Source organism: Bradyrhizobium liaoningense, assembly GCF_018130785.1.
In the GTDB taxonomy this organism is placed as follows: Bacteria; Pseudomonadota; Alphaproteobacteria; order Rhizobiales; family Xanthobacteraceae; genus Bradyrhizobium; species Bradyrhizobium liaoningense_A.
Map to the genome: position 1 here is coordinate 119,312 of NZ_JAFCJT010000014.1, position 23,412 is coordinate 142,723.

General features: G+C 65.1%; 19 protein-coding genes and 1 tRNA gene. 13 read left to right on the forward strand and 7 right to left on the reverse strand.

Going from position 1 to position 23,412, the window contains the following annotated elements; genetic code table 11:
- Positions 1–910: 910 nt before the first annotated feature.
- Positions 911–986 (reverse strand) — tRNA-Ile (locus JQ627_RS25225).
- Between the two features lie 347 nt (positions 987–1,333).
- A complete protein-coding gene (locus JQ627_RS25230; protein ID WP_041955060.1) occupies positions 1,334–2,311 on the reverse strand; it encodes a tripartite tricarboxylate transporter substrate binding protein in 978 nt (325 codons plus the stop codon).
- Between the two features lie 107 nt (positions 2,312–2,418).
- On the opposite strand from JQ627_RS25230, the gene JQ627_RS25235 reads away from it, so the two are divergent.
- Positions 2,419–3,396, forward strand: coding sequence for a TAXI family TRAP transporter solute-binding subunit (locus JQ627_RS25235; protein ID WP_212486793.1), 978 nt, complete (start codon positions 2,419–2,421; stop codon positions 3,394–3,396).
- Positions 3,397–3,589: 193 nt separating this feature from the next.
- Here the strand turns inward: JQ627_RS25235 and JQ627_RS25240 are convergent, their stop codons facing one another.
- The gene (locus tag JQ627_RS25240) at positions 3,590–4,819 is read right to left on the reverse strand and encodes an ABC transporter substrate-binding protein (protein WP_212486794.1); all 1,230 of its coding nucleotides are present in this window, start codon (positions 4,817–4,819) and stop codon (positions 3,590–3,592) included.
- 103 nt (positions 4,820–4,922) lie between these two features.
- Positions 4,923–5,816, reverse strand: coding sequence for a helix-turn-helix transcriptional regulator (locus JQ627_RS25245; RefSeq protein WP_212486795.1), 894 nt, complete (start codon positions 5,814–5,816; stop codon positions 4,923–4,925).
- 326 nt (positions 5,817–6,142) lie between these two features.
- Here JQ627_RS25245 and JQ627_RS25250 point away from each other — a divergent pair, with 326 nt between their 5' ends.
- The 4 genes from JQ627_RS25250 to JQ627_RS25265 are packed head-to-tail and all read left to right on the forward strand — an operon-like array spanning position 6,143 to position 11,275.
- Positions 6,143–6,976 carry a substrate-binding domain-containing protein gene (locus JQ627_RS25250; protein ID WP_212486796.1) on the forward strand — a complete coding sequence of 278 codons (834 nt, stop codon included), beginning with the start codon at positions 6,143–6,145 and terminating at the stop codon, positions 6,974–6,976.
- Positions 6,977–7,030: 54 nt separating this feature from the next.
- Positions 7,031–8,137 carry a molybdopterin-binding protein gene (locus tag JQ627_RS25255; RefSeq protein ID WP_212486797.1) on the forward strand — a complete coding sequence of 369 codons (1,107 nt, stop codon included), beginning with the start codon at positions 7,031–7,033 and terminating at the stop codon, positions 8,135–8,137.
- A gap of 12 nt (positions 8,138–8,149) precedes the next feature.
- Positions 8,150–10,099: a molybdopterin biosynthesis protein gene (locus JQ627_RS25260; RefSeq protein ID WP_212486798.1), complete on the forward strand. Its 1,950-nt coding sequence runs from the start codon at positions 8,150–8,152 to the stop codon at positions 10,097–10,099.
- A 45-nt stretch (positions 10,100–10,144) separates the two neighbouring features.
- The gene (locus tag JQ627_RS25265) at positions 10,145–11,275 is read left to right on the forward strand and encodes an FAD-dependent monooxygenase (RefSeq protein ID WP_212486799.1); all 1,131 of its coding nucleotides are present in this window, start codon (positions 10,145–10,147) and stop codon (positions 11,273–11,275) included.
- Positions 11,276–11,281: 6 nt separating this feature from the next.
- Here JQ627_RS25265 and mobA read toward each other — a convergent pair whose 3' ends face one another.
- A complete protein-coding gene (gene mobA / locus JQ627_RS25270) occupies positions 11,282–11,959 on the reverse strand; it encodes a molybdenum cofactor guanylyltransferase MobA (RefSeq protein ID WP_249143350.1) in 678 nt (225 codons plus the stop codon).
- On the reverse strand, positions 11,904–12,794 hold the full coding sequence (gene fdhD / locus JQ627_RS25275; RefSeq protein ID WP_212486801.1) for a formate dehydrogenase accessory sulfurtransferase FdhD: 891 nt from the start codon (positions 12,792–12,794) through the stop codon (positions 11,904–11,906). Before fdhD ends, mobA begins: the two co-directional genes overlap by 56 nt.
- Before the next feature lie 209 nt (positions 12,795–13,003).
- Between fdhD and mobB the strand changes: the two genes are divergently transcribed.
- The 8 genes from mobB to ybaK all read left to right on the forward strand — a co-directional run bounded on the left by mobB (position 13,004) and on the right by ybaK (position 22,701).
- The gene (mobB, locus tag JQ627_RS25280) at positions 13,004–13,531 is read left to right on the forward strand and encodes a molybdopterin-guanine dinucleotide biosynthesis protein B (RefSeq protein ID WP_212486802.1); all 528 of its coding nucleotides are present in this window, start codon (positions 13,004–13,006) and stop codon (positions 13,529–13,531) included.
- Positions 13,532–13,540: 9 nt separating this feature from the next.
- The gene (glp, locus tag JQ627_RS25285; RefSeq protein ID WP_212486803.1) at positions 13,541–14,797 is read left to right on the forward strand and encodes a gephyrin-like molybdotransferase Glp; all 1,257 of its coding nucleotides are present in this window, start codon (positions 13,541–13,543) and stop codon (positions 14,795–14,797) included.
- Between the two features lie 44 nt (positions 14,798–14,841).
- Positions 14,842–15,105 (forward strand): sulfurtransferase TusA family protein, encoded by a 264-nt coding sequence (locus JQ627_RS25290; RefSeq protein WP_212486804.1) that lies wholly within the window; start codon positions 14,842–14,844, stop codon positions 15,103–15,105.
- A gap of 322 nt (positions 15,106–15,427) precedes the next feature.
- Entirely contained in the window at positions 15,428–17,083 is a 1,656-nt protein-coding gene (locus tag JQ627_RS25295; RefSeq protein ID WP_212486805.1) for an OFA family MFS transporter, read from the forward strand.
- Between the two features lie 94 nt (positions 17,084–17,177).
- The gene (locus JQ627_RS25300) at positions 17,178–17,459 is read left to right on the forward strand and encodes a hypothetical protein (protein WP_212486806.1); all 282 of its coding nucleotides are present in this window, start codon (positions 17,178–17,180) and stop codon (positions 17,457–17,459) included.
- Positions 17,460–17,613: 154 nt separating this feature from the next.
- Positions 17,614–19,317, forward strand: coding sequence for an NADH-ubiquinone oxidoreductase-F iron-sulfur binding region domain-containing protein (locus JQ627_RS25305; protein ID WP_212486807.1), 1,704 nt, complete (start codon positions 17,614–17,616; stop codon positions 19,315–19,317).
- On the forward strand, positions 19,314–22,082 hold the full coding sequence (gene fdhF / locus JQ627_RS25310) for a formate dehydrogenase subunit alpha (RefSeq protein WP_212486808.1): 2,769 nt from the start codon (positions 19,314–19,316) through the stop codon (positions 22,080–22,082). Before JQ627_RS25305 ends, fdhF begins: the two co-directional genes overlap by 4 nt.
- A 145-nt stretch (positions 22,083–22,227) precedes the next feature.
- Complete coding sequence (gene ybaK / locus JQ627_RS25315) at positions 22,228–22,701, forward strand: Cys-tRNA(Pro) deacylase (RefSeq protein ID WP_212486809.1); 474 nt, start codon at positions 22,228–22,230, stop codon at positions 22,699–22,701.
- A gap of 16 nt (positions 22,702–22,717) precedes the next feature.
- Here the strand turns inward: ybaK and JQ627_RS25320 are convergent, their stop codons facing one another.
- Entirely contained in the window at positions 22,718–23,401 is a 684-nt protein-coding gene (locus JQ627_RS25320; RefSeq protein WP_212486810.1) for a GntR family transcriptional regulator, read from the reverse strand.
- Positions 23,402–23,412 lie beyond the last annotated feature (11 nt).

A 23,412-nucleotide genomic window follows, 5' to 3' on the forward strand; every position in this document is an offset into this window, starting at 1 on the left:
AGCGCGCTTCATCGAGCACCTTAGTAGCTTCAGCATCGAGCGCGCGCTTTTTTAGAGACGATTGAGACCGGTCTCTCTTGGTGTTGTCTTCCATCATTCCTCTCTAAAACAGAACCGATAACCCTCGTTCTCTGCGCCAAGTGGGGTGCCGCAGTAAGGGCGGTGGTCATGCTCCTGGAACGGACAGGCGAGGCCGGGCAGGGGCGTGGCTCCCTGCCGGTGTTCGGTCAATGCCGCTGCCGAATAATTGCACTAGGCGGCCCGCCTACCGTTTGTATCGGTTCACCGGCCGCACGGTCTAGCGGCGGGTGTGGACGGGCTAGTCCTACTGTGCCGGGAGCTGCGTCGTTGCTGGCCGTACGAGTGTCGACGCGATCCGACATAACTGCCGATCCAATGGCGACGGCCATGGCGATAGCAGATAGGACAAGGGCTGTCCGGTTCTGGTTGTCCATTGCTAGACCTCCGCGAAACGGCTCAATAGCGCGGGGTTAACGCCCAACAGACGACTTGGTTCTTATGGGGCTGGCGATGGGTAGAACCCACGAATCCTTTGGCGTGCTGGCGAGGCCGTGCAGCGGTTTGGGATGTCGGCCGGTGTTCGGTAAAGTGGCCACCAAACGATGCGCCACGAGTGGCGGCAACGGCAAATTTTAGCGGTTTGCATAGGGGCTTGGGACCTTCCGGACGATCTTTCTTTTCGGGCTTGGTTGCTTTGGGGCTCTGTTCTCGGCCAAGCAATACGAAAGAGTTTAAGGGAGACGTGCGGCCATCACCGTCCCGACCACTTGCACGGGGCTGCGAACGCCATTGGTACGCACTCGGCACCGAGCAAGAACGTAGGATTGGTTGTTTCGTTGGTTGATGAGAAAGCGAAGCGTTCCGTCCGACCGCAACACCCTGAAAACGCTGGTGGGCCCGGCAGGACTCGAACCTGCAACCAGACCGTTATGAGCGGCCGGCTCTAACCATTGAGCTACAGGCCCCGCCGCGAGACGGACGCGGGACGACGCGGCCGGCAACGGTGCGCGGTTCGTTTACAGGGATGGAGGCGGGGGTGCAATGCTGGCACCAGTGGATGGAAACCCCCGACGCAGCATTGCCGATGACTTTCGAATAACCGAAACTGGCGATGATGCCCTTATGCTCCTGTTTTGCCCGACGAGTCAAATCGGCTCACGAAGGCCCGTTTTTCCGTTTCGGTAACCCACTGTTATCACACGTCTTTTCTACGGTGCATGGGGTTGTTTTCGCACATTTTGATTCCGGAGGGGCCTGCAGGTCCCTCCGAACGCCTTGCCGGCGTGCTACTGCACACCGCGAAGGGCCGCCCCTAGTCCACCGAAACCCCGGCGAACTCCACCACCTTCTTCCATTTCTCGGTCTCGTCGGCGACCAGCTTGCCGAACTCGGCTGATGTCATCGGCTTGGGGATGCCGCCGTTCTCGGTGAGTCGCGCGATGACCTTCGGGTCCTTCAGGGCTTCGCCGACGGCCTTGTTGAGGATCTCGATCACCTCGGGCGGCGTGCCCTTTGGCGCGGAGATGCCGTAGAAGCCGACCGATTCGAAGCCCGGCACGGTCTCGGCGATCGCCGGCACGTCGGGCACGCTCGGCCAGCGCTGCGGCGAGGTCACGCCAAGTGCGCGGACATTGCCGCCGCGCGACTGCTCGAGCGCGGAGGGGAGGTTGTCGAAGATCAGTTGCACCTTGTTGGAGATGATGTCGGGGAAGGCGATGGCCGAGCCGCGATAGGGCACGTGCACCATGTCGCACTTGGTCATCACCTTGAACAGCTCCGCCGACATGTGCACCGAGGTGCCGTTGCCGGACGAGGCAAACGAGATCTTGCCGGGATTGGCCTTGCAGTAGTCGATGAACTCCTGGACCGTCTTCGCGGGAAACGCGTTGGAGACGACCAGCATGTTGGTGAGCTGCATGATGCTGGCGACCGGCACGGTGTCGCGCAAGAAGTCGAACGGCAGCTTCTTGTAGAGCGAGGTCGAGATCGCGTTGTTGGGCGCGACGAACAGCAGGGTGTAGCCGTCCGCCGGCGAATTGATCGCGGCGCCGGCCGCGATGTTGCCGCCGGAGCCGGCGCGGTTCTCGACGATGAATTGCTGGCCGAGGCGATCCGACAGCGCTTGCGCCATGATCCGCGCCACGATGTCGACCGGGCCGCCGGCGGCGAAGCCGATCATCCAGTGCACGGGGCGGTCGGGGTAGCCGGCGGCGGAGGCGGGAGGGGAGGCGTTGAGGAGAGTTGAAAGAAAAAGCAGCCCAAAAACAGTGTTACGCAAAATTCGCAACATGACGTCTCCCATTGTTCTATTGTCGTTGGGCGGCATGCTTTCACAAAAACCGCCCGCTGCCTACGTCGCCGCAAGTCGATGTTGACGCGGGGCGGCCGGGACTCATCATGAGATTCGCAATCGCAATTCTTCTCGGCGCGGCGCTGCTCGCAAATCCACTCGCAAGCCCCGCCGCTGCTCAAACCGGAGGCGACGCCATTCCGACCACGACACTCAGCCTGGGCACAGCGACGCCCGGCGGCGGCTTTCCGCTCTATGGCAACGCCTTTGCGGAAGCGATGAACGCGGCCGATCCGCAAATCACCATCGCCCCCCGCAACACCAAGGGCAGCAACGAGAACATTCCGCTCTTGGAGAAGGGCGAGATCGATCTCGCGCTGGTCGCGGGCGAGCCGGCCTACGAGGCCTTTGCCGGCATCGGCCGCGCGCCTGTGCGGTTGAAGATCCTCACCGCGATCTATTCCAACCCCGGCATGTTCGTGGTGCGGGCGGACAGTCCGTACAGGACCATCCGCGATCTGGTCGGCCAGCCCGTCGCCTTCGGCGCCAAGGGCTCGGGCCTGCCGATCCTGGCGCGCTACGTGCTCGATGGTCTCGGCCTCAAGCAGGACGAGGATTTCAAGGCGATCTATCTTGACCGCGCCGGCGATGGTCCGGCGATGGTCGAGGACGGCCGCGTCGCCGCGCTGTGGGGCGCCGGCATCGGCTGGCCCGGCTTTGCCGCGGTGGCATCGGGTGCGTCAGGCGCGCGCTTCATTGCGCCCAGCACTGAAGAGATCACGCGCATTCGCGCCAAGCATGCGTTCCTGAAGCCGCTCACCGTGCCGGCCGGCTCCTATCCGAAGCAGGCCGAGTCGATCGCCTCGCTCGGCTCGTGGAGTTTCGTCCTCACGCGCGAGGACCTGCCCGATGACGTCGCCTATCGCCTCGCGAAGACGCTGCACGGCGTCGAGGCGACCTTCTGCAAGCAGCTCGCGCAGGCCTGCGAGACCACGGCGTCGAACACGGTCGCGGCCGCGCCGAAGCTGGAGCTGATCCATCCGGGGGTGATGAAGTATTTTCGCGAGATCGGGGTCGTGAAGTAGGGCGCGAGGCACGCGCTTCCTTCCTTCTCCCCTTGTGGGAGAAGGTGGCGCGAAGCGCCGGATGAGGGGTTCTCCCCGCGAACTCAGTGCGAGCTGTATTCGCGGAGACAACCCCTCACCCGGCTTCGCTTTGCGAATCCACCCTCTCCCGCAAGGGGAGAGGGTGCACCGTCACTGCGGCTCGGCTACGTCGTCACTTCTTCACCAGCGGACACGCCGGGTCCGGGGGCCCGAACGCCTTCTCGCCCGAGATCGTCGTGAGGATCTTGTAATAGTCCCACGGATATTTGCTCTCCTCCGGCGTCTTCACTTGCACCAGCCAGAGGTCGTGCACCATCAGATTGTCCTCGCGGAGTTTGCCGTTGCGGGCGAAAAAATCCTCGATCGGCTTTTCCCGCATCTTCGCCGCGACCTTGAGCGGATCGTCGGTGCCGGTCTCCTTGATGGCGTTGAGATAGTGCATCACGCTCGAATAGACGCCGGCCTGCCACATCGACGGCATCTTGTTCATCTTGGCGAAATAGCGCTTCGACCATTCACGGGTCTTGTCGTCCATGTCCCAATAGAACGACGTCGTCAGCAACAGCCCCTGGGCGGCCTGCAGGCCGAGGCCATGGATGTCGGTGATCAGCGCCAGCAGCGCCGCCATCTGCTGGCCGCCCTTGAACACGCCGAACTCCGAGCCCGTCTTGATCTCGTTCATGTTGTTGGGGGGACCTGCGGCAATGCCGATGATCTTGGCCTTGGAGGCCTGCGCCTGCAGCACGAAGGAGGAGAGGTCGGGGGTTGCTAGCGGCGGCCGCACCGAGCCCAGCACCTTGCCGCCATTGGCGGTGACGACGCTGGAGGCGTCGCGCTCCAGCGAATGGCCGAAGGCGTAGTCGTCGGTGATGAAGAACCAGCTGTCGCCGCCGCGCTTGACCACTGCATCCGCGGTGCCGACCGCGAGCGCACGGGTGTCGAACACCCACTGGATCGCGTAGGGCGAGCAGAACTTGCCGTGGAAATCCGCCGTGCCGGTGGAGTGGGTGATGAACAGCCGCTTCTTCTCGTTGGCGACGTTCTGCACCGCGAGCCCGACCGCGGAGACCGGCACGTCGACGATCAGATCGACCTGGTCGACGTCAAACCAGCGCCGCGCGATCGCGCCGCCGATATCGGCCTTGAGCTGGTGGTCGCCGATCACGATGCTGATCGGCTTGCCGAGCACGGTGCCGCCGAAATCGTCGATCGCCATCTGCGCCGCCGTCACCGAGCCCTGGCCGGTCGGCGCGGAGGCGGGGCCGTTCATGTCGGTGAGCACGCCGATCTTGACGATGTTGTCGGAAACCTGCGCCGACGCCGCCCCCGGCAGCAGCGCCGCCGCCAAGCAAGTGGCTACAAAGCCGGCCGCGACCGGCAGTCCAGATCTCGTTGGATTCACGCTTGTCCTCCCCTGATCCGGCTCGTTGGCCGGTGTTGCTTTTTCCGGGTACGGCCCGGCTGAATTGGTTTCTTTTGCAACTATTAGGGGGCGGGCGTCAATGTCAGGCCGCGAAGCGGATCTGCCCGGCGGGCGAGGGATCGTAGCCGGTCAGCTCCTCGGCGCGCTGTCGCAGCCGTCTTTCGCTGAGGAACCGGATCAGGGCCTGCATTGGCGGGCGAAAATAGCTGCGCTGCCGCATTGCGAGATCAAAATTCTCCCAGACCAGCGGCACGTAATCGAGCCCGGCCGAGCGCGCCGCCGCACGCGTCGCGATCCCGCAATCGGCTTGTCCCGCGCGGACGATCTCGGCGAGATCCGGCCCGGTGAGGGCCGGCGTCTCGATCCGGCGCAGATCGCGCGTCGAGGCGCCGGCGCCCTTCAACAGCACGTCGAGCAGCATCTGCGCGCCCGTGCCTTGTTGTCGCATCGCCATCCTGACACCGAGCGCAAGCACGTCGGAAAGGCCGCGCAGCCGTTTCGGATTGCCCGGCGGCAGCACGAGACCCTGCTCGCGGCGCACGAACGCGACCAGCACCGCATCATGCAGGTCCGGAGCGTCACGCAGCGCCGTCGCACTGGCGTCGGAGGCAAGATTGCCGTCGGCCTCCAGGCTGTGGAAGTGCACCGCCGCCGCCATCACCTCGTCGCGTTGCAGGCGCTCGAGCCCGCGCGCGCTGCCCTCGCTCATCGATCCCAGGCCCGAGCCGGATTCACGCAGGCTCCAGTCCAGAAGCTCGTCCTGGCTGCCACCCACGACCGGCGGCGGCTCCGCAGTCAGCATGCCGGCCGGACGCGCCAGTCCCGACAGGACCCAGAGGTCGAGCTCGTGCCGCGGGAAGAGCCACTTCCCGGTCACCTTGGTGCAGGGAATCGCACCGGTGGTGACGAGTTCGTAGAGCTTGCGTTCGCCGAGCCGAAGGTAGTCGGCGGCTTCGCTGGTCGTCAGGAATTCCATCCTGCATTCCTATGCAAATTCTTGCTTCTTTTTGGCGTTCGACGCAGGTGGAATTCTGCATTTCAATTTACGTCCGCCGGGACCATGCCCGATCATCTCGCTGCTTTGCAACACATCCTCACGCGCGATTTCTGCTTTGGTGAACGATCCTGAAGCGCCCGCGTGGCGCGGGCCTTGCGGCCGTCGCGCTCGCAATTGCAATCGGCGCACCGCGCGGGCCGCATTGCCGAAATGTCCCGAGTTGGGAGCGCAACGAGCAGACGCGTCACGAGTGTGGCGCAATCGATCATCATCATGATCGCGTCATAGCCAATGGGAACCCGATCATGGTCGTCCGCCGCCTGTCCGTTGCACTCGCGCTTCTCTGCGGCCTCGCCGCGGGCGTGGCGGCGTCATTTGCGGAGGACCGCGCGATCGTGCTGGCCTCGACCACGGCGACACAGGAGTCCGGCCTGCTCGATCATCTGCTGCCGATCTTCCGCGAGAAGACCGGCATCGAGGTGACGGTGATCGCGCGGCGTGCCGATGAAGTGCTCGACGGGGCGCGAAGGGGCGAAGTCGACGTCGTGCTGATGCACGCACGGCCGCAGGAGGAGAAGTTCGTCGCCGACGGTTTTGGCGTGAAGCGTTTTGACGTGATGTACAACGACTATGTGCTGATCGGACCGAAGAGCGATCCCGCCGCCGTGAAGGGCAAGGACATCGCCACCGCGCTGAAGGCGATCGAGGCCAAGGGCGCGCCGTTCGTGACACGCGGCGACCGCTCGGGCACCCATGCCGCGGAGCTCGCGCTCTGGATCGTCGCCGGTATCGATATCGCCGCTGCCAAGGGCGCATGGTATCGCGAAGTCAAGCAAGGCATGGACGCAGCCCTCGACACTGCGCGCACGGCGAACGCCTATGTGCTGTCCGACCGCGGCAGCTGGATCGCCTTCAAGAATCGCGGCGATCTCGGCATCGTCGTCGAAGGCGACAAGCGGCTGCTCAATCAGTACGGCGCGATGCTGGTGAACCCGGAAAAATTTCCGAACGTGAAAAAGGAGCTGGGGCAGACCTTCATCGACTGGCTGATCTCGCCGGAGGGGCAGGGGGCGATCGCCGACTACAAGGTCGACGGACAGCAGCTGTTTTTCCCCAATGCGGGCAAGTCCGGCGGCTGATCTTCGCATCGCCGGCGGTTGCCAAACCGGGCGATGCATGGTCCATCATGGCGCATGACCCAGCGCCTGCCGCCATCACTGACGCCGCTCGACACCGCGCTCGCTGCGTTGCTGCGAGGCGTTGATCCGGTCGCGCCGGTGGAGTTGCGGCTGGCCGAGGCTGTCGGCTGCATCGCGGCAGGGATGCCGCTGCTTGCGGCCTGTCCGCCGCGCGACATCGCCGCTGCGGATGGCTGGGCGCTCTGCGCCAGGGATATTGTCGGCGCGTCCGCCTATTCGCCGCTGCCTCTGACAACGGCACCCGTTTGGGTCGATGCCGGCGACGCGATGCCGCCGGGATGTGATTGTGTGCTCGATGCCGACGCAGTCGAGGTGTCGGGTCCACTCGCCCAGGCGCTGGCAGAGGGCGTGCCCGGACAGGGCGTCAGGCGCGCCGGAAGCGACAGCTCCGGGCGCGCGCCTGCCGTGGCAGAAGGGCATTTGATCAATCCCGCCACTCTGCTGCTCGCGCGCGTCGCCGGTGTTGAAACGCTGGGCGTACGGCAGCCGCGGCTGTGCATCGTCAACGTGCCGGGTGCAGCCGTGACGACGCACATGATTGCGGAGATCGCGCGCGCGGCAGGGCTGCACGTGCAAACGCGTGAAGCTGCCGCGCAAGATGCGGCATCGATCGCGGGAGCGCTCGGCGATCTCAATTGCGATCTCGTCGTGACGGTCGGCGGCAGCGGCGTCGGTCGTCGGGATGCCGCCGTCAGCGCGCTGGCCAAGCATGGTGACGTGCTCGCCCATGGCCTCGCGCTCCAGCCCGGACGCACCGCTGCGGTCGGGCGGCTCGGGAAAGTTCCAGCCGTCGCCTTGCCAGGTTCGCCGGATCATGCGCTCGCGGGCTGGTTCGCGCTCGTGCGTCCGCTCGTTGATCGCCTGTCCGCCCGGCAGCCGCGTCGGCCGGTGACCTTGCCGCTCGCGCGAAAAATCGCGTCCAGTGTCGGCATCGCCGAGATCGCGCTGCTGGCCGAGGAACATCATGCGTGGCTCCCGCTTGCGGTGGGGGAATGGCCGCTTCAGGCCATTGCCGGTGCCGATGCATGGCTGCTCGTTCCCGCCGGCAGCGAGGGATTTGCGGCAGGGACGCCGGTCGATGCCTATCTGATGCGGGAATGATAAGGTTTTGGCATGACGATGATCCCGCAATCGCAAGACCGCAGCGCGCTCGAACAGGAGCAGTTCCTCAAGATCCTCTCGCGCGAGGACGCGCTGGCGCGCTTTGAAGCTGCGTTGTTCCCGCGCGCGGTCCCGAGCGAGGTGCGCAAGCTTGCCGATGCGCTCGGCACGGCGCTGGCGGAAGACATCACCGCACCGATCGACGTTCCGCCTTTCGACCGTTCCAATGTTGACGGCTTTGCCGTGCGCTCGGCCGATCTCGCTACGGCCGGCGAAGGCGCGCCCGTTCGCCTTGCGCTGAACGGCGAGACCGTTCACTGCGGCACCGCGCCGAAGCTGCAAGTGACGACAGGAACCGCAACGCCGATCGCAACCGGCGGGCCGCTCCCGCGCGGCGCCGACGCCGTCGTCATGGTCGAGCATACCCAGCCTGCCGGATCCGACGCGATCGACGTCCGGCGGGCCGTCTCGCCGGGACAGTTCGTGTCCTATGCAGGCTCCGACATCGCGCGCGGCGAGGCGCTGCTACGCGCCGGCACGATCATCGGCTCGCGCGAGATCGGCATGCTGGCGGCCTGCGGCATCGCCGAGGTGACTGTCGCGCGCAAGCCGCGCGTTGCCGTAATTTCTACCGGTGACGAATTGGTTCAGCCCGGCGAGGCGCTCGCGCCGGCTGCGATCTACGACACCAACGGCGCGATCGTCGCCGCCGCGATCGACGAGAACGGCGGCGAGGCGGTTTTCCTCGGCGCCATTCCCGACGATGAGGCCAAGCTCGAAGCTGCCATGCGCAGTGTGCTGGCGGACGCCGACATGCTGGTGCTCTCCGGCGGCACGTCGAAGGGCGCGGGCGACCTGTCCCATCGCATCATCGGCCGGCTCGGCCAGCCCGGCATCATCGCGCATGGCGTTGCGCTCAAGCCCGGCAAGCCGCTGTGCCTTGCGGTATGCGACGGCAAGCCGGTGGTCATCCTGCCGGGCTTTCCGACTTCGGCGATGTTCACCTTCCACGACATGATCGTGCCGGTGCTGCGCAGGATGGCCGGGCTGCCGCCGCGCTCGGATGCCAAGGTGAGTGCGACCGTGCCGGTGCGCATCGCCTCCGAGCTCGGCCGCACCGAGTTCGTCATGGTCTCGCTGGTCGGCGGCAAGGAAGGCCTGATCGCCTATCCCTCCGGCAAGGGGTCCGGTGCGATCACGTCGTTCGCGCAGGCCGACGGCTTTCTGCGCATCGACGCGCTCGCCGACCAGATGCCGGCAGGGACGGACGCCGAGGTGACGCTGTTCACGCCGCATGTGCGGGTGCCCGATCTCGTCATCGTCGGCAGCCATTGCACCGGCCTCGATCTCGTCACGGCGCAGCTCGCGCATGCTGGCCTCACCGTGCGCTCGATCGCCGTCGGCAGCCTCGGTGGGCTTGCGGCGGCGAAACGCGGCGAATGCGATCTCGCGCCGATCCATCTGTTCGACGACAAGAGCGAGACCTACAACACGCCATATCTCGTCGACGGTCTCGAACTCGTGCCCGGCTGGCGGCGGATGCAAGGCATTGTCTTCCGCAAGGGTGACAAGCGTTTTGAAGGTCTCGGCGCGAAGCAAGCGGCTGCCGCTGCGCTGGCCGATCCCACTTGCATCATGGTCAATCGCAACCAGGGTGCCGGCACGCGCATCCTGATCGACCGGCTGCTCGGCGGCGCGCGCCCGGAAGGTTACTGGAATCAGCCGCGCTCGCACAACGCGGTTGCTGCGGCCGTCGCGCAGCGCCGCGCCGATTGGGGCATGACGATTGCGCCGGTCGCCCATGCGGTCGGCCTCGGTTTCATTCCGCTCGCGGAAGAGCATTATGATTTCGCGCTGGTGACAGCGCGCAAGCAGCGTCCGGCGGTGCAGGCCTTTCTCGACGCGCTGAGTTCGGACGAGGCGCGTACGGCGCTGGAGCGAGCGGGATTCCGTCCCGCTTAGATCGACGACGCGGCGTTCAAGCCGCGCGACAGGGTGGGGGACGCGATGGCCAGTCCGCTTTCGGTTGCGATCGTTGGTGCCGGCATGGGCGGGCTTGCGACTGCCGCGGCGCTCCGGCGCGTCGGTATCGATGTGATGGTCTACGAACAGGCCTCCCAGTTCGCCCGCATCGGCGCCGGCATCCAGATCGGCTGCAACGCGATGAAGGTGTTGCGCGCGCTGGGGCTGGAGGCGCGGATGCGCGAGCATTCGTTCTATCCACGCTCCTGGAACAACCGCGACTGGAAGAGCGGCGACATCAAGTTCGACATGATCTTTGGCGAAAGCGCGGAAGCGAAGTTCGGCGCGCCCTACCTGCTTGCCCATCGCGGCGATCTGCATGCGGCGCTGGCAAGCGCGGTACCGCCTGAGTTCGTGAGGCTCAGCCACAAGCTCGTCGGCCTCGACGAGACCGGCGAGGGTGTCCGGCTGAGCTTTGCCGATGGCACAAGCGCCGTCGCCGATGCCGTGGTCGGCGCGGACGGCGTCCATTCGACGGTCCGCGACATCCTGTTCGACACCGCGCCGGCCAAATTCACCGGTCGCATCGCCTATCGCACCACCTATCCCGCCGCGCTGCTCGGCGGTGAGAAGATCGACGACTGCACCAAATGGTGGGGTGAGGACCGCCACATCGTAATCTATTACGTCAAGCCTGATCGCAGCGAGGTCTATCTCGTCACCAGCCAACCCGAGCCGGACTTTCGCATCGAGTCCTGGTCGGCGAAGGGCGACGTGCGCGATCTGCGCGCATCATTCGAAGGCTTTCATCCGCAGGTCACTCAGGTGCTCGCTGCGTGTCCCGACGTGCACAAATGGGCGATCATGGACCGCGACGCGCTGGAGCGCTGGGCCGACGGCAAGGTGACGCTGCTCGGCGATGCCTGCCATCCCATGACGCCCTACATGGCACAGGGGGCGGCCATGGCAATCGAGGACGCCGCGGTGCTGTCGCGCTGTCTCGGTGGTGTCGACCGCGACGGCGTCGCGGACGCATTCCGCCGCTTCGAGGCGACGCGCAAGGTGCGTACCACGCGGGTACAGGAGACCTCGCGCGCCAACGTCTGGCTGAAGGAGCGGACCGATACGAGCTGGGTCTACGGTTACGATGCCTGGACGGTGCCGCTGGTGGCCTGAGCTTGATTAAGACGCTTGATCCAGCGCCGCCAGCCGCTCGGCTTCGGCGATATCCTCGATCGTGTTGGCATTGAAGAACGGATCGAGCGGCTCGTCCGGCCATGTCACCGTTGCGAGGGGATAACGCGCGGTCCAGCGGTCGATCTTGCGGAGGTCCTCAACGACCAGGGCGTGACGCAGCTCGTCGCGCAAGGTGACGCGCCACAAGCCGATCACCGGATGTGTTTGATCGCCCGATGCGGCGACCGCGAGCTGTGCGTTCTCGCGCTCCCGCGCCTCATGCAACTGCGCCACGAGATCGCGTGGCAGGAACGGGCAGTCGCCCGCGGCGCTCAGCACCCATTTGATGTCGGGCCGGTTTGCCGCTGTCCAGTCGAGTGCGGCGAGAATGCCGGCGAGCGGGCCGGGAAAGCCGGGTACGTCATCGGCGACGACGGTCAGGCCGAATGCTGCGAAACGTGCGGGATCGCCATTCGCATTGAGGATCAATCCGCTGCATTGCGGGGTCAATCGCGCGATCACGCGCTCGAGGATGGTGCGGCCGCCGATGGTCCGCATCGGCTTGTCGCCGCCGCCCATCCGTCGTGCCAGGCCGCCGGCGAGCAGCACGCATTGCGTCAGCGGAATTTCAGTCGTCACCACCTTCACCCTTGCGCTTGTGCTTCGCCGATTCCTCCTCGACATAAGCGAGGTCCTGATCGTAGACGATGCGTTCTTCGCCCGCGAGCGCGATGAAGCGCTTTCCGCGCGTGCGGCCGACCAGCGTCAGTCCGACCTGGCGAGCGAGATCGACGCCCCAGGCGGTGAAGCCGGAGCGCGACACCAGGATCGGAATGCCCATGCGCACGGTCTTGATCACCATTTCCGAGGTCAGCCGCCCCGTGGTGTAGAGGATCTTGTCGGAGGCATCGACGCCGTGGCGGTACATCCAGCCCGCGATCTTGTCGACCGCGTTGTGACGGCCGACGTCCTCGGTATAGCAGAGCGGCTCGCCCTCCTTGCACAGCACGCAGCCGTGGATCGCGCCAGCCTCCAGATAGAGCGAGGGCATGGTGTTGATGGTCTGCGTCATCTGGTAGAGCCAGGAGGTGCGCAGCTCGGCCTTCGGCAGCGCGACGCTCTCGACCGCCTCCAACAGGTCGCCGAAGGCGGTGCCCTGCGCGCAGCCCGAGGTCTGGGTGCGCTTCTTCAGCTTGGCTTCGAAATTGGTGTGATGTGAGGTGCGCACCACCACCACCTGGAGGTCGTCGTCGTATTCGACCTCGGTGACCTCGTCATTATATTTCAGCATGTTCTGGTTGAGCAAATAGCCCAGCGCCAGATATTCCGGGTAGTCGCCGATCGTCATCATGGTGACGATCTCCTGCGAATTCAGGTAGAGCGTCAGCGGGCGCTCCATCGGCACTTTGATCGCGACCTTGGCGCCGGTCTGGTCGGTCCCGGTCACGCTCTGGGTCAGGCGCGGGTCGTCCGTGTCAGGGAGAATCAGGGGCACCGGGGTTTTGTCGATCTTCATCATGGTCGCGACGTTAGCATGACATTCGGGTCAAGCCGATATAAGCATGCCGTGGAGACAACGAAATGCCTCCGTTCGTCATTGCGAGCGAAGCGAAGCAATCCAGAACTAAATCCACGGTGGCAGTCTGGATTGCTTCGCTGCACTCGCAATGACGGGGAGAGGCCAGGGGTTCCATCGGCTGACGAGCCGTTGGCGGAGATCGAACGGTTATGAAAGTCATCGGCCTTGCGGGCTGGAGCGGTGCGGGCAAGACCACGCTGTTGACGCGGCTGATCCCGCATTTCAACGCGCAAGGCTTGCGCGTCTCCGTCATCAAGCATGCGCATCACCAGTTCGACGTCGATGTGCCCGGCAAGGATTCCTGGCGCCACCGCGAGGCCGGCGCGACCGAGGTGCTGGTTGCTTCGTCGAACCGCTGGGCCCTGATGCATGAGTTGCGCGGCGCCGCCGAGCCTCGGCTGCCGGAGCTCTTGAGCAAGCTGTCGGCCGTCGATCTCGTCGTGGTCGAAGGCTTCAAGCGCGAGCCGCACCGCAAGATCGAGGTGCATCGCGCCGCCAACGGCAAGCCATTGCTGTTTCCCGATGATCCCGGAATTGTCGGGATTGCGGCCGACATCGCCATTGAAACCTGCCTGCCGACCGTCCATCTCGATGATATCGAGGCTGCCGCGGCATTGCTGCTGCGTGCGGCGATGCCGGTCGAGGAAGCGGTGGCAAAAAGCGCCGCGATGCGCTGACGAGGCACCATGGCGCAACTGTCGGATGATTGCTTTGCCTTCGGCGGACCGATGATGTCGGTCGACGAGGCCGTTGGTCTGATCACCACGCGCGTCAATGCGATCGCCGATATCGAGACCGTGGCACTCATTGATGCGGACGGGCGCGTGCTCGCGCGCGATATCGCGGCGCCCCTGCCGCTGCCGCCCTTCACCAACTCCGCCGTCGACGGTTACGCCGTGCGCAACGCCGACCTTCCGGACAGTGCGGAACGGGCATTCCCGCTCGACGGCCGCATCCAGGCCGGCGGCCTTGCGCAGGCGCCGATCAAGGCCGGCCACACTGCGCGCATCTTCACGGGCGCGCCGATGCCACCTGACGCCGAGACCGTCTTCATGCAGGAAGACGTCCGCCTCGATGAGGCCGGCAGAATTGTGCTGCCGCCGGGGCTGAAGCCCGGCGCGAATGTCCGGCCCGCAGGCGAGGACATTCCGCAAGGGCACGTCGCGCTGCGGGCCGGCCAGCGCCTGCTACCGCAGCATGTCGCGCTTGCTGCAGCATTCGGCCTGACCCGGCTCGACGTCGTCAGGCGCATCCGCGTCGCGGTGTTCTCGACCGGTGACGAACTGGCGTCGCCCGGCGAGCCGCGCGCGGCGTCACAGCTGTTCGATTCCAACCGCTTCATGCTGATGGCGATGCTGCGCCGGCTCGGCTGCGAGGTCTCCGACCTCGGCATCTTGCGCGACGAGCGCAATTCGCTCGCGAATGGATTGAAGCAGGTTGCAGGCAGCCACGATCTGATCCTCACCACCGGCGGCGTCTCGACCGGCGAGGAGGACCACGTCAAGGCGGCGGTCGAGAGCATCGGCTCGCTGGTGCTGTGGCGGATGGCGATCAAGCCCGGCCGTCCCGTGGCGATGGGCATCATCGGCGGCACGCCGCTGATCGGCTTGCCCGGCAATCCCGTTGCCAGTTTTGTGACCTTCGTCCATGTGGTGCGGCCGACGGTGCTGGCGCTTGCGGGTGGTCTGCCGGAGCCGCTGTTGCCGATCCCGGTGCGTGCTGCGTTCACCTACAAGAAGAAGATCGGCCGGCGCGAATATGTTCGCACCTCGTTGCGGCGCCGAGAGGACGGCTCCTTGGAAGCGCTCAAGTTCCCGCGCGAAGGGGCAGGCCTGTTGTCGTCGCTGGTCGAGACCGATGGCCTGATCGAACTCGGCGAGGACATCACGCGTGTCGAGCCGGGGCAGAGTGTAGGTTTTCTGTCCTATGCTGATCTGCTCTGAGTCCTCGCGTTGACGGCATCGACCCAGCCCGCCATGTTGCGCCCATGACCAGAACGACACTCGATCTCACGGGGTTGAAATGCCCACTGCCGGCGTTGAAAACGCGCAAGGCGCTGAAACCATTGCAGCCGGGTGATCAGCTCGAAGTGCACTGCACGGATCCCTTGTCGGTGATTGACATTCCGAATCTGATCCGCGAGACGGGCGACACGGTGGAGATCACCGAGCGCAACGACGCGCGCATCGTGTTCTTGATAGAGAAGAGCGATGGATCGATAGGGAAAGCCAATGGTGCGCTGCGCTCGTAGTGCACGGTCACTCTGCTGATACCTACCTTTTGTCTATCGACATCAATCATGGCTTCTGCCCCAATTGGCAATCTCCGTGCAGGCGCGGAGGTTGAGTCTTGTCTGCGATACGCGGATCAACGAGCCACACTTGCGAAGCCTGCACGGTGTATCGGCATAGAGCCCCACTCAAGGGGTTTACGACTCGGGTGCGCGTGAGGATCCTGGCGCGCGTCGAATGATTGTGCGGAGCAGCGGGGACCGTTGGCTGCGCTGCAACGGGCTGAGGAAACAGGATCGCAGCGGCAGGGTGCTCAGAAGGGCAACTGCAGGGGAGGACTACATGACAACAATCGAGAGCGCCGGCACAATATCGGGCGCCGGCGGGGGGCTTCTTGATCGCGAGCGGACCATCGCGACCGCCGGCTTCAATCGCTGGCTGGTGCCGCCGGCTGCGCTGTGCATCCATCTCTGCATCGGCATGGCCTATGGCTTCTCGGTGTTCTGGCTGCCGCTGTCGCGCGCGATCGGAGTGACCGCGCCGAAGGCATGCGCAGACATGTCGCTATTTCAGGAGCTGTTTACGACCAGCTGCGACTGGAAGGTCGCCAGCATGGGGTGGATGTACACGCTCTTCTTTGTGCTGCTCGGTATCGCCGCTGCGGTCTGGGGCGGCTGGCTGGAGCGGGTCGGCCCGCGCAAGGCTGGCTTCGTCTCGGCGCTCTGCTGGTGCGGCGGCCTCTTCCTCGGTGCGATCGGGGTCTACACCCATCAGCTCTGGCTGTTGTGGCTGGGTTCAGGCGTGATCGGCGGCATCGGTCTCGGCCTTGGCTATATTTCGCCGGTGTCGACGCTGGTGAAGTGGTTTCCGGACCGCCGCGGCATGGCGACCGGCATGGCCATCATGGGCTTCGGCGGCGGCGCCATGATCGGCGCGCCGCTGGCGAACCTCCTGATGAACTACTTCAAGACCCCGACCTCGGTCGGCGTCTGGGAGACCTTCGTCGCGATGGGCGTCATCTACTTCGTGTTCATGATGATCGGCGCGTTCCGCTATCGCTTGCCGCCGCCCGGCTGGCAGCCCGAGGGCTGGACCCCGCCGGTCAAGGCCAATGCGATGATCTCGAAGAACAACGTCCATCTCAACGACGCGCACAAGACGCCGCAGTTCTGGCTGATCTGGTGGGTGCTCTGCCTGAACGTGTCGGCGGGTATCGGTGTGATCGGCATGGCCTCGCCGATGCTCCAGGAGATTTTCGGCGGCAAGCTGATCGGCCTGCCTGACGTCGGCTTCAACGCGCTCGATGCCGGGCAGAAGGCGCAGATCGCCGCGATCGCCGCGGGCTTTGCCGGATTGCTGTCGCTGTTCAACATCGGCGGCCGCTTCTTCTGGGCATCGCTGTCGGACAAGATCGGACGCAAGAACACGTACTACACGTTCTTCATCCTCGGCATCGTGCTCTACGCGCTGGCGCCGACCTTTGCGGCGATGGGCTCGAAGCTGCTGTTCGTGCTCGGCTTCGGCATCATCCTGTCGATGTATGGTGGCGGCTTCGCCACCGTGCCGGCCTATCTTGCCGACATGTTCGGAACGCAGTTCGTCGGCGCCATCCACGGCCGGCTGCTGACGGCGTGGTCGACGGCCGGCATCATCGGCCCGGTCGTGGTCAACTACATCCGCGAGTTCCAGCTCGCGGCCGGCGTTCCGCGTGACCAGCTCTACAACACGACGATGTATATCCTGTGCGCGATGCTGATCGCGGGCCTGATCTGCAACTACCTGGTCAAGCCGGTTGATGCGAAGTGGCACATGAAGGAAGCCGACGTCGCCAAGTTGCAAGCGGCGAGCGCCAGCGCCGCTGCCGCGGGGCCGCACGGCTCCTACGGCATCGGATTTGGCGGGCTCGATGCCAAGGCGGCGCTGTTCTGGGCCTTCGTCGGCGTTCCCCTGCTCTGGGGTGTCTGGAAGACGCTGGAGAGTGCGGTCAAGATCTTCTGATCGCCATCAAGACAGGGTCGCGGGATGCTCATCATCGGCATCCCGCGACGTTCGCCTTTTAGACATCATCAAGAATGGGACTTGGGGGATTTAAATGTTTCGCACCCGAATTTGCCTTGCGGCAGTGTTGCTCGTTGCCGGCCTTCATGCCGCGTCCGCGCAGACGGCGACGACTCCCGCCACCACCGCACCGGCCGCGACGACCGAAGCCAAGCCTGGCAAGATCAAGCTCACCATGCAGAAGCTGAAGGACATGAAGGCCAAGTGGGCGGCCAACAAGCCGAAGCTCAAGGCCTGCCGCGCCGACGTGAAGTCCAAGGGCCTCACTGGCGACGATCGCTGGTTCTACATCGAAGAGTGCATGAGCAAGACCTGAGGCCGGGTTCCAAGAGTAGTTCGAGGCAAGGGGCGTGGGGGTTGTTGGCCCCATGCCCCTTAAATGCTTATCGGAATAGATGAATTCTCTTGGCATCTGGTATGCCAACAGCTAGACTTGGACATGTTCTAAAGAAGGTTTACGAGACTCATCGATGAGCCATGACGTGCACGAGGTCCGCTCGTTCGAACATCCGGGCGAGGGACGCAAGCGAGCCAAGGCCACCCCCAAGGGGCGGCAGGTCGATCCTACCGCCGCGCATGAGATCGAGCAGTTGCTCGGCGACAAGCCGCGGCGGCGCGATCTGCTGATCGAATATCTGCACCTGATCCAGGACAAATATCACCAGATCTCGGCCGCGCATCTCGCGGCGCTTGCCGACGAGATGAAGCTCGCCTTCGCCGAGGTGTTCGAGACCGCGACCTTCTACGCGCATTTCGACGTGGTGAAGGAAGGCGAGCCCGATATCGCGCCGCTGACGATCCGCGTCTGCGATTCACTGACCTGCGCGATGCTCGGCGGCGAGAAGCTGCTCGAGGATCTACAGAGCACATCGGGTCCCGGCATCCGAGTCGTCCGCGCGCCCTGCGTCGGCCGCTGCGATACCGCGCCGGCGGCTGAGGTCGGTCACAACTTCGTCGATCACGCGACCGTGGCCAATGTGATGGCGGCCGCGAAGGCCGGTGATTCTCACGCGCATCTGCCGAAATATATCGACTACGATTCGTACGTGGCTGGCGGCGGCTACAAGCTGCTCAATCGCGTGCGCTCGGCTGAGTTGCCGAAGGATGATCTGCTGAAGGCGCTCGACGACGCCTCGCTGCGCGGTCTCGGCGGCGCCGGCTTCCCGACGGGGCGCAAATGGCGCGCGGTGCTGGGCGAGCCCGGTCCGCGGCTGATGGCGATCAACGGCGACGAGGGCGAGCCCGGCACATTCAAGGACCGCGTCTATCTCGAAAGCGATCCGCACCGCTTCATCGAAGGCATGCTGATCGGCGCGCATGTGGTGCAGGCCTCCGACGTCTACATCTATCTGCGTGACGAATATCCGGCCTCGCGCGAGATCCTGGAACGCGAGATCGCAAAGCTCCCGCCAGGCGGTCCGACGCTGCACATGCGCCGCGGCGCCGGCGCCTATATCTGCGGTGAGGAATCCTCGCTGCTCGAAAGCATCGAGGGCAAGCGCGGCCTGCCTCGGCACAAGCCGCCTTATCCGTTCCAGGTCGGCCTGTTCGGCCTGCCGACGCTGATCAACAACATCGAGACGCTGTGGTGGGTGCGCGACATCGTCGAGAAGGGCGCCGACTGGTGGAAGGGCAATGGCCGCCATGAGCGTCACGGCCTGCGCAGCTTCTCGGTTTCGGGCCGCGTCAAGAATCCCGGCATGAAGCTGGCACCCGCCGGCATCACCGTGCGCGAATTGATTGACGAATATTGCGGCGGCATGGCCGACGGCCATCAGTTCTACGCCTACCTGCCGGGCGGCGCGTCGGGCGGCATCCTGCCGGCGTCGATGGACGACATCCCGCTCGATTTCGGCACGCTGGAGAAATACGGCTGCTTCATCGGCTCGGCCGCGATCGTGATCCTGTCGCAAAAGGACAGTGTGCGCGCGGCCGCGTTGAACCTGATGAAATTCTTCGAGGACGAGAGCTGCGGCCAGTGCACGCCGTGCCGTGTCGGAACCCAGAAGGCGGCGCTGCTGATGCAGAAGCCGGTCTGGAACCGTGCCTTGCTGGAAGAATTGAGCCAGGCGATGCGGGATGCCTCGATCTGCGGGCTCGGACAGGCGGCATCGAATCCGTTGTCAACCGTGATCAAATATTTCCCTGACGAGTTCAAGGAAGCGGCCGAATGACCAAAATTACGTTCGAGCTCGACGGCAAGCAGGTCGAAGCCAAGCCCGGCGAGACGATCTGGCAAGTCGCAAAACGCCAGGGCCGCGAGATTCCGCATCTGTGCTATTCGCCGGCGCCCGACTACCGCCCCGACGGCAATTGTCGCGCCTGCATGGTCGAGATCGAGGGCGAGCGCGTCCTGGCTGCGTCCTGCAAGCGCACGCCGTCGGTCGGGATGAAGGTGAAGACCGAGAGCGCGCGTGCCGTCTCCGCGCAGAAGATGGTGATGGAGCTCCTCGTCGCCGACCAGCCGGCGCGCGAGACCTCGCACGATCCGGATTCGAAGTTCTGGCACTGGGCCGAGACCACAGGCGTCACCGAAAGCCGCTTCCCCGCCGCCGAGCGCTGGGCGACCGACGCCAGCCATCCGGCGATGCGCGTCAATCTCGATGCCTGCATCCAGTGCGGTCTGTGCGTGCGTGCCTGCCGCGAGGTCCAGGTCAACGACGTCATCGGCATGGCTTATCGCAGCCATGGCTCGAAGATCGTCTTCGACTTCGACGATCCCATGGGCGAGTCCACCTGCGTCGCCTGCGGCGAGTGCGTGCAGGCCTGTCCGACCGGCGCGCTGATGCCGGCCGTCATGCTCGACGAGAAGCAGACCCGTGTCACCTATGCCGACAAGAAGGTGGATTCGCTCTGCCCGTTCTGCGGTGTCGGCTGCCAGGTGACCTACGAGGTCAAGGACGAGAAGGTGATCTATGCCGAAGGCCGTGACGGCCCGGCCAATCACAATCGTCTCTGCGTCAAGGGCCGCTTCGGCTTTGACTACATCCACCATCCGCATCGTCTGACCAAGCCGCTGGTGCGGCTGCCGAATGCGAAGAAGGATTCCAACGACCAGGTCGACCCGGCCAATCCCTTCACGCATTTCCGCGAAGCGAGCTGGGAAGAAGCGCTCGACATCGCGGCCAAGGGTCTCGTCAAGATCCGCGACGAGAAGGGCGTGAAAGCGCTGGCCGGCTTTGGCTCGGCCAAGGGCTCGAACGAAGAGGCCTATCTATTCCAGAAGCTGGTGCGCACCGGTTTCGGCTCCAACAATGTCGACCACTGCACGCGGCTGTGCCACGCCTCGTCGGTGGCGGCGCTGTTCGAAGGCCTGAGCTCGGGCGCGGTGTCGGCGCCGTTCTCGGCTGCGATGGATGCCGAAGTCATCATCGTGATCGGCGCCAATCCGACCGTAAACCATCCGGTCGCCGCGACCTTCATCAAGAACGCGGTCAAGCAGAATGGCGCCAAGCTGTTCGTGATGGATCCGCGCCGGCAGTCGCTGTCGCGCCACGCGACCAAGCATCTGCAATTCAAGCCGGGCTCCGACGTCGCCATGCTGAACGCGATGATCAACACGATCATCACCGAAGGCTTGACCGACGACCAGTATATCGCCGGCTACACCGAAGGGTTCGAGGACCTCAAGGAGAAGATCAAGGAGTTCACGCCTGAGAAGATGGAGCCGATCTGCGGCATCCCGGCGCAAACCCTGCGCGAGGTTGCCCGGACATATGCGCGGGCGAAATCGTCGATCATCTTCTGGGGCATGGGCATCAGCCAGCACGTCCACGGCACCGACAATGCGCGCTGCCTGATCGCGCTCGCGCTGATCACCGGCCAGGTCGGCCGTCCCGGCACGGGCCTGCATCCGCTGCGCGGCCAGAACAACGTGCAGGGCGCCTCCGACGCCGGCCTGATCCCGATGTTCCTGCCGGATTATCAGCCGGTCAGCCGCGACGATCTGCGCGGCAATTTCGAGAAATTGTGGCAGCAGGATCTCGATCCCGTCCGCGGCTTGACCGTGGTCGAGATCATGAACGCGATCCATGCCGGCGAGATCACGGGCATGTATATCGAGGGCGAGAATCCCGCGATGTCCGATCCCGATCTCCAGCATGCGCGCCAGGCGCTGGCCATGCTCGATCATCTCGTCGTGCAGGACCTCTTCGTCACCGAGACCGCGTTCCACGCCGACGTCATCCTGCCGGCCTCGGCCTTTGCGGAAAAGGACGGCTCCTTCACCAACACCGATCGCCGCGTGCAGCTTGCGCGCCAGGTGATCAAGCCGCCGGGCGATGCGCGGCAGGACCTCTGGATCATCCAGGAGATCGGCAAGCGCATGGGCCTGCCCTGGAATTATTCCGGGCCCGGCGACGTCTACACCGAGATGGCGGAGTTGATGCCCTCGCTCAAGAACATCAGCTGGGAGCGGCTGGTGCGCGAAGGTGCCGTGACCTATCCGGCCGACGATCCGAACAAACCCGGCAACGAGATCATCTTCACCACGGGCTTCCCGACTGCGAGCGGCCGGGGCAAGATCGTGCCGGCGAAGGTCATCCCGCCGGACGAGTTGCCTGATGCCGAGTATCCGATGGTGCTGTCGACCGGCCGTGTGTTGGAGCACTGGCACACCGGCTCGATGACGCGCCGTGCCCAGGTGCTCGACCAGATCGAGCCGGAGGCGGTCGCGTTCATGTCGCCGAAGGACATGCGCAAGAAGAAGCTCGCGCCCGGCGATTTCATCCGGCTGGAGACCCGCCGCGGTGCGGTCGAGGTCAAGGTCCGCTCCGATCGCGACGTGCCGGAGAACATGGTCTTCATGCCGTTCTGCTACGCGGAAGCGGCGGCGAACCTGTTGACCAACCCGGCGCTCGATCCCTTCGGCAAGATCCCGGAGTTCAAGTTCTGCGCGGCCAGGGCCGAGCGCGCCGAGATGCGGGACGCGGCGGAGTAGGACTCCGCCGGGGTTGGGTGGCACGGCGCCGCCAACCCACCGCTGTCGTCCCCGCGTTCGCGGGGACGACACCGAGGGTGTGGCGGGCACATGGCCTCTCTCGTCGTCGCTTCGCTCCTCGCAACGACGGTGGTAGACATGACCCATGTCCAAAGCCACCCCTGCCACGCGCGCGCTTGCAGCTGCCGGCGTTGCCTTCACCGTTCACACCTACGACTATGATCCCGACGCCGAGAGCATCGGGCTTCAGGCGGCTGCCGCCCTCGGTGAAGATCCGGCGCGCGTGTTGAAGACGCTGATGGCGCTGGTCGACGGCAAGCCGGTCTGCGTCATCGTGCCGTCCGACCAGGAAGTCTCGATGAAGAAGCTCGCCGCAGCCGTAAGCGGGAAGTCGGCGCAGATGATGAAGCCGCCTGAGGCCGAACGCGTCACCGGCTATAAGGTCGGCGGCATCAGCCCGTTCGGACAGCGGAAACCGGTACGCACCGTGATCGAGCAGAGCGCGCTCGCGCATGACCATGTCTACGTCAATGGCGGCCAGCGCGGATTACAGGTGCGGCTCAGCCCACGCGATGTGCGGGACGTGTTGAAGGCGATTGCCGCAGAATTGGTCGCATGAGCGGCGCGCTGAAGAGCTACTGCTTCTGCAACAGCTTGAGCCGGCAGCGCAGTGCCTCACGGATGTGCGCCCTCGCAAGCTGCTCCGATTTGTCGCCGTCGCGCGCGGCGATCGCCTCGATGAGGGCCTGATGCTCGCCGTGGCTGGTCGAGGGACGCCCTGTCACCGTGAAGGTGGTCGGACCCAGCAGCGCGATCCAGTCCTGCAATTCGCGCGAGGCGTTGTCGAGATAGCGGTTGCGCGCGGCGCGGCAGATGGCTTCGTGGAAGGCGCGGTTGAGCCGCGCCATCTCTCCAGCGTCCGACGCGGACGCCTCGACAAAGGCCTGCTCGATATCTCTGAGTGCGTCGACCTCGGGCGCCGAAGCGTGCTCGGCGGCCAGGCGCGCTGCGGCGCCTTCCATGATCTCGCGCATGGCGTAGAGCTCGAGCACCTCGGAAATGTCGAGGTCGCGCACGATCATCCCGCGGCCGCCGGCGGGCTCGACGAAGCCGCGGGCCGCGAGCCGGCCAAGCGCCTCACGGACCGGCGTGCGGCTGACCTTCAGCCGCTGCGCGACTTCTTCCTCGCGCAGCCGGTCGCCGGCGCGGTAACTGCCGGCCTGAAGCGCCTCGCACAGCGAGCGGAACACGGCTTCGCCCAGCGCCACGCCGCCGCCGCGCGCGATCGATCCGCCTGTCTTTGCCGGGCGCTTGGCCATGTTCCCTCAGA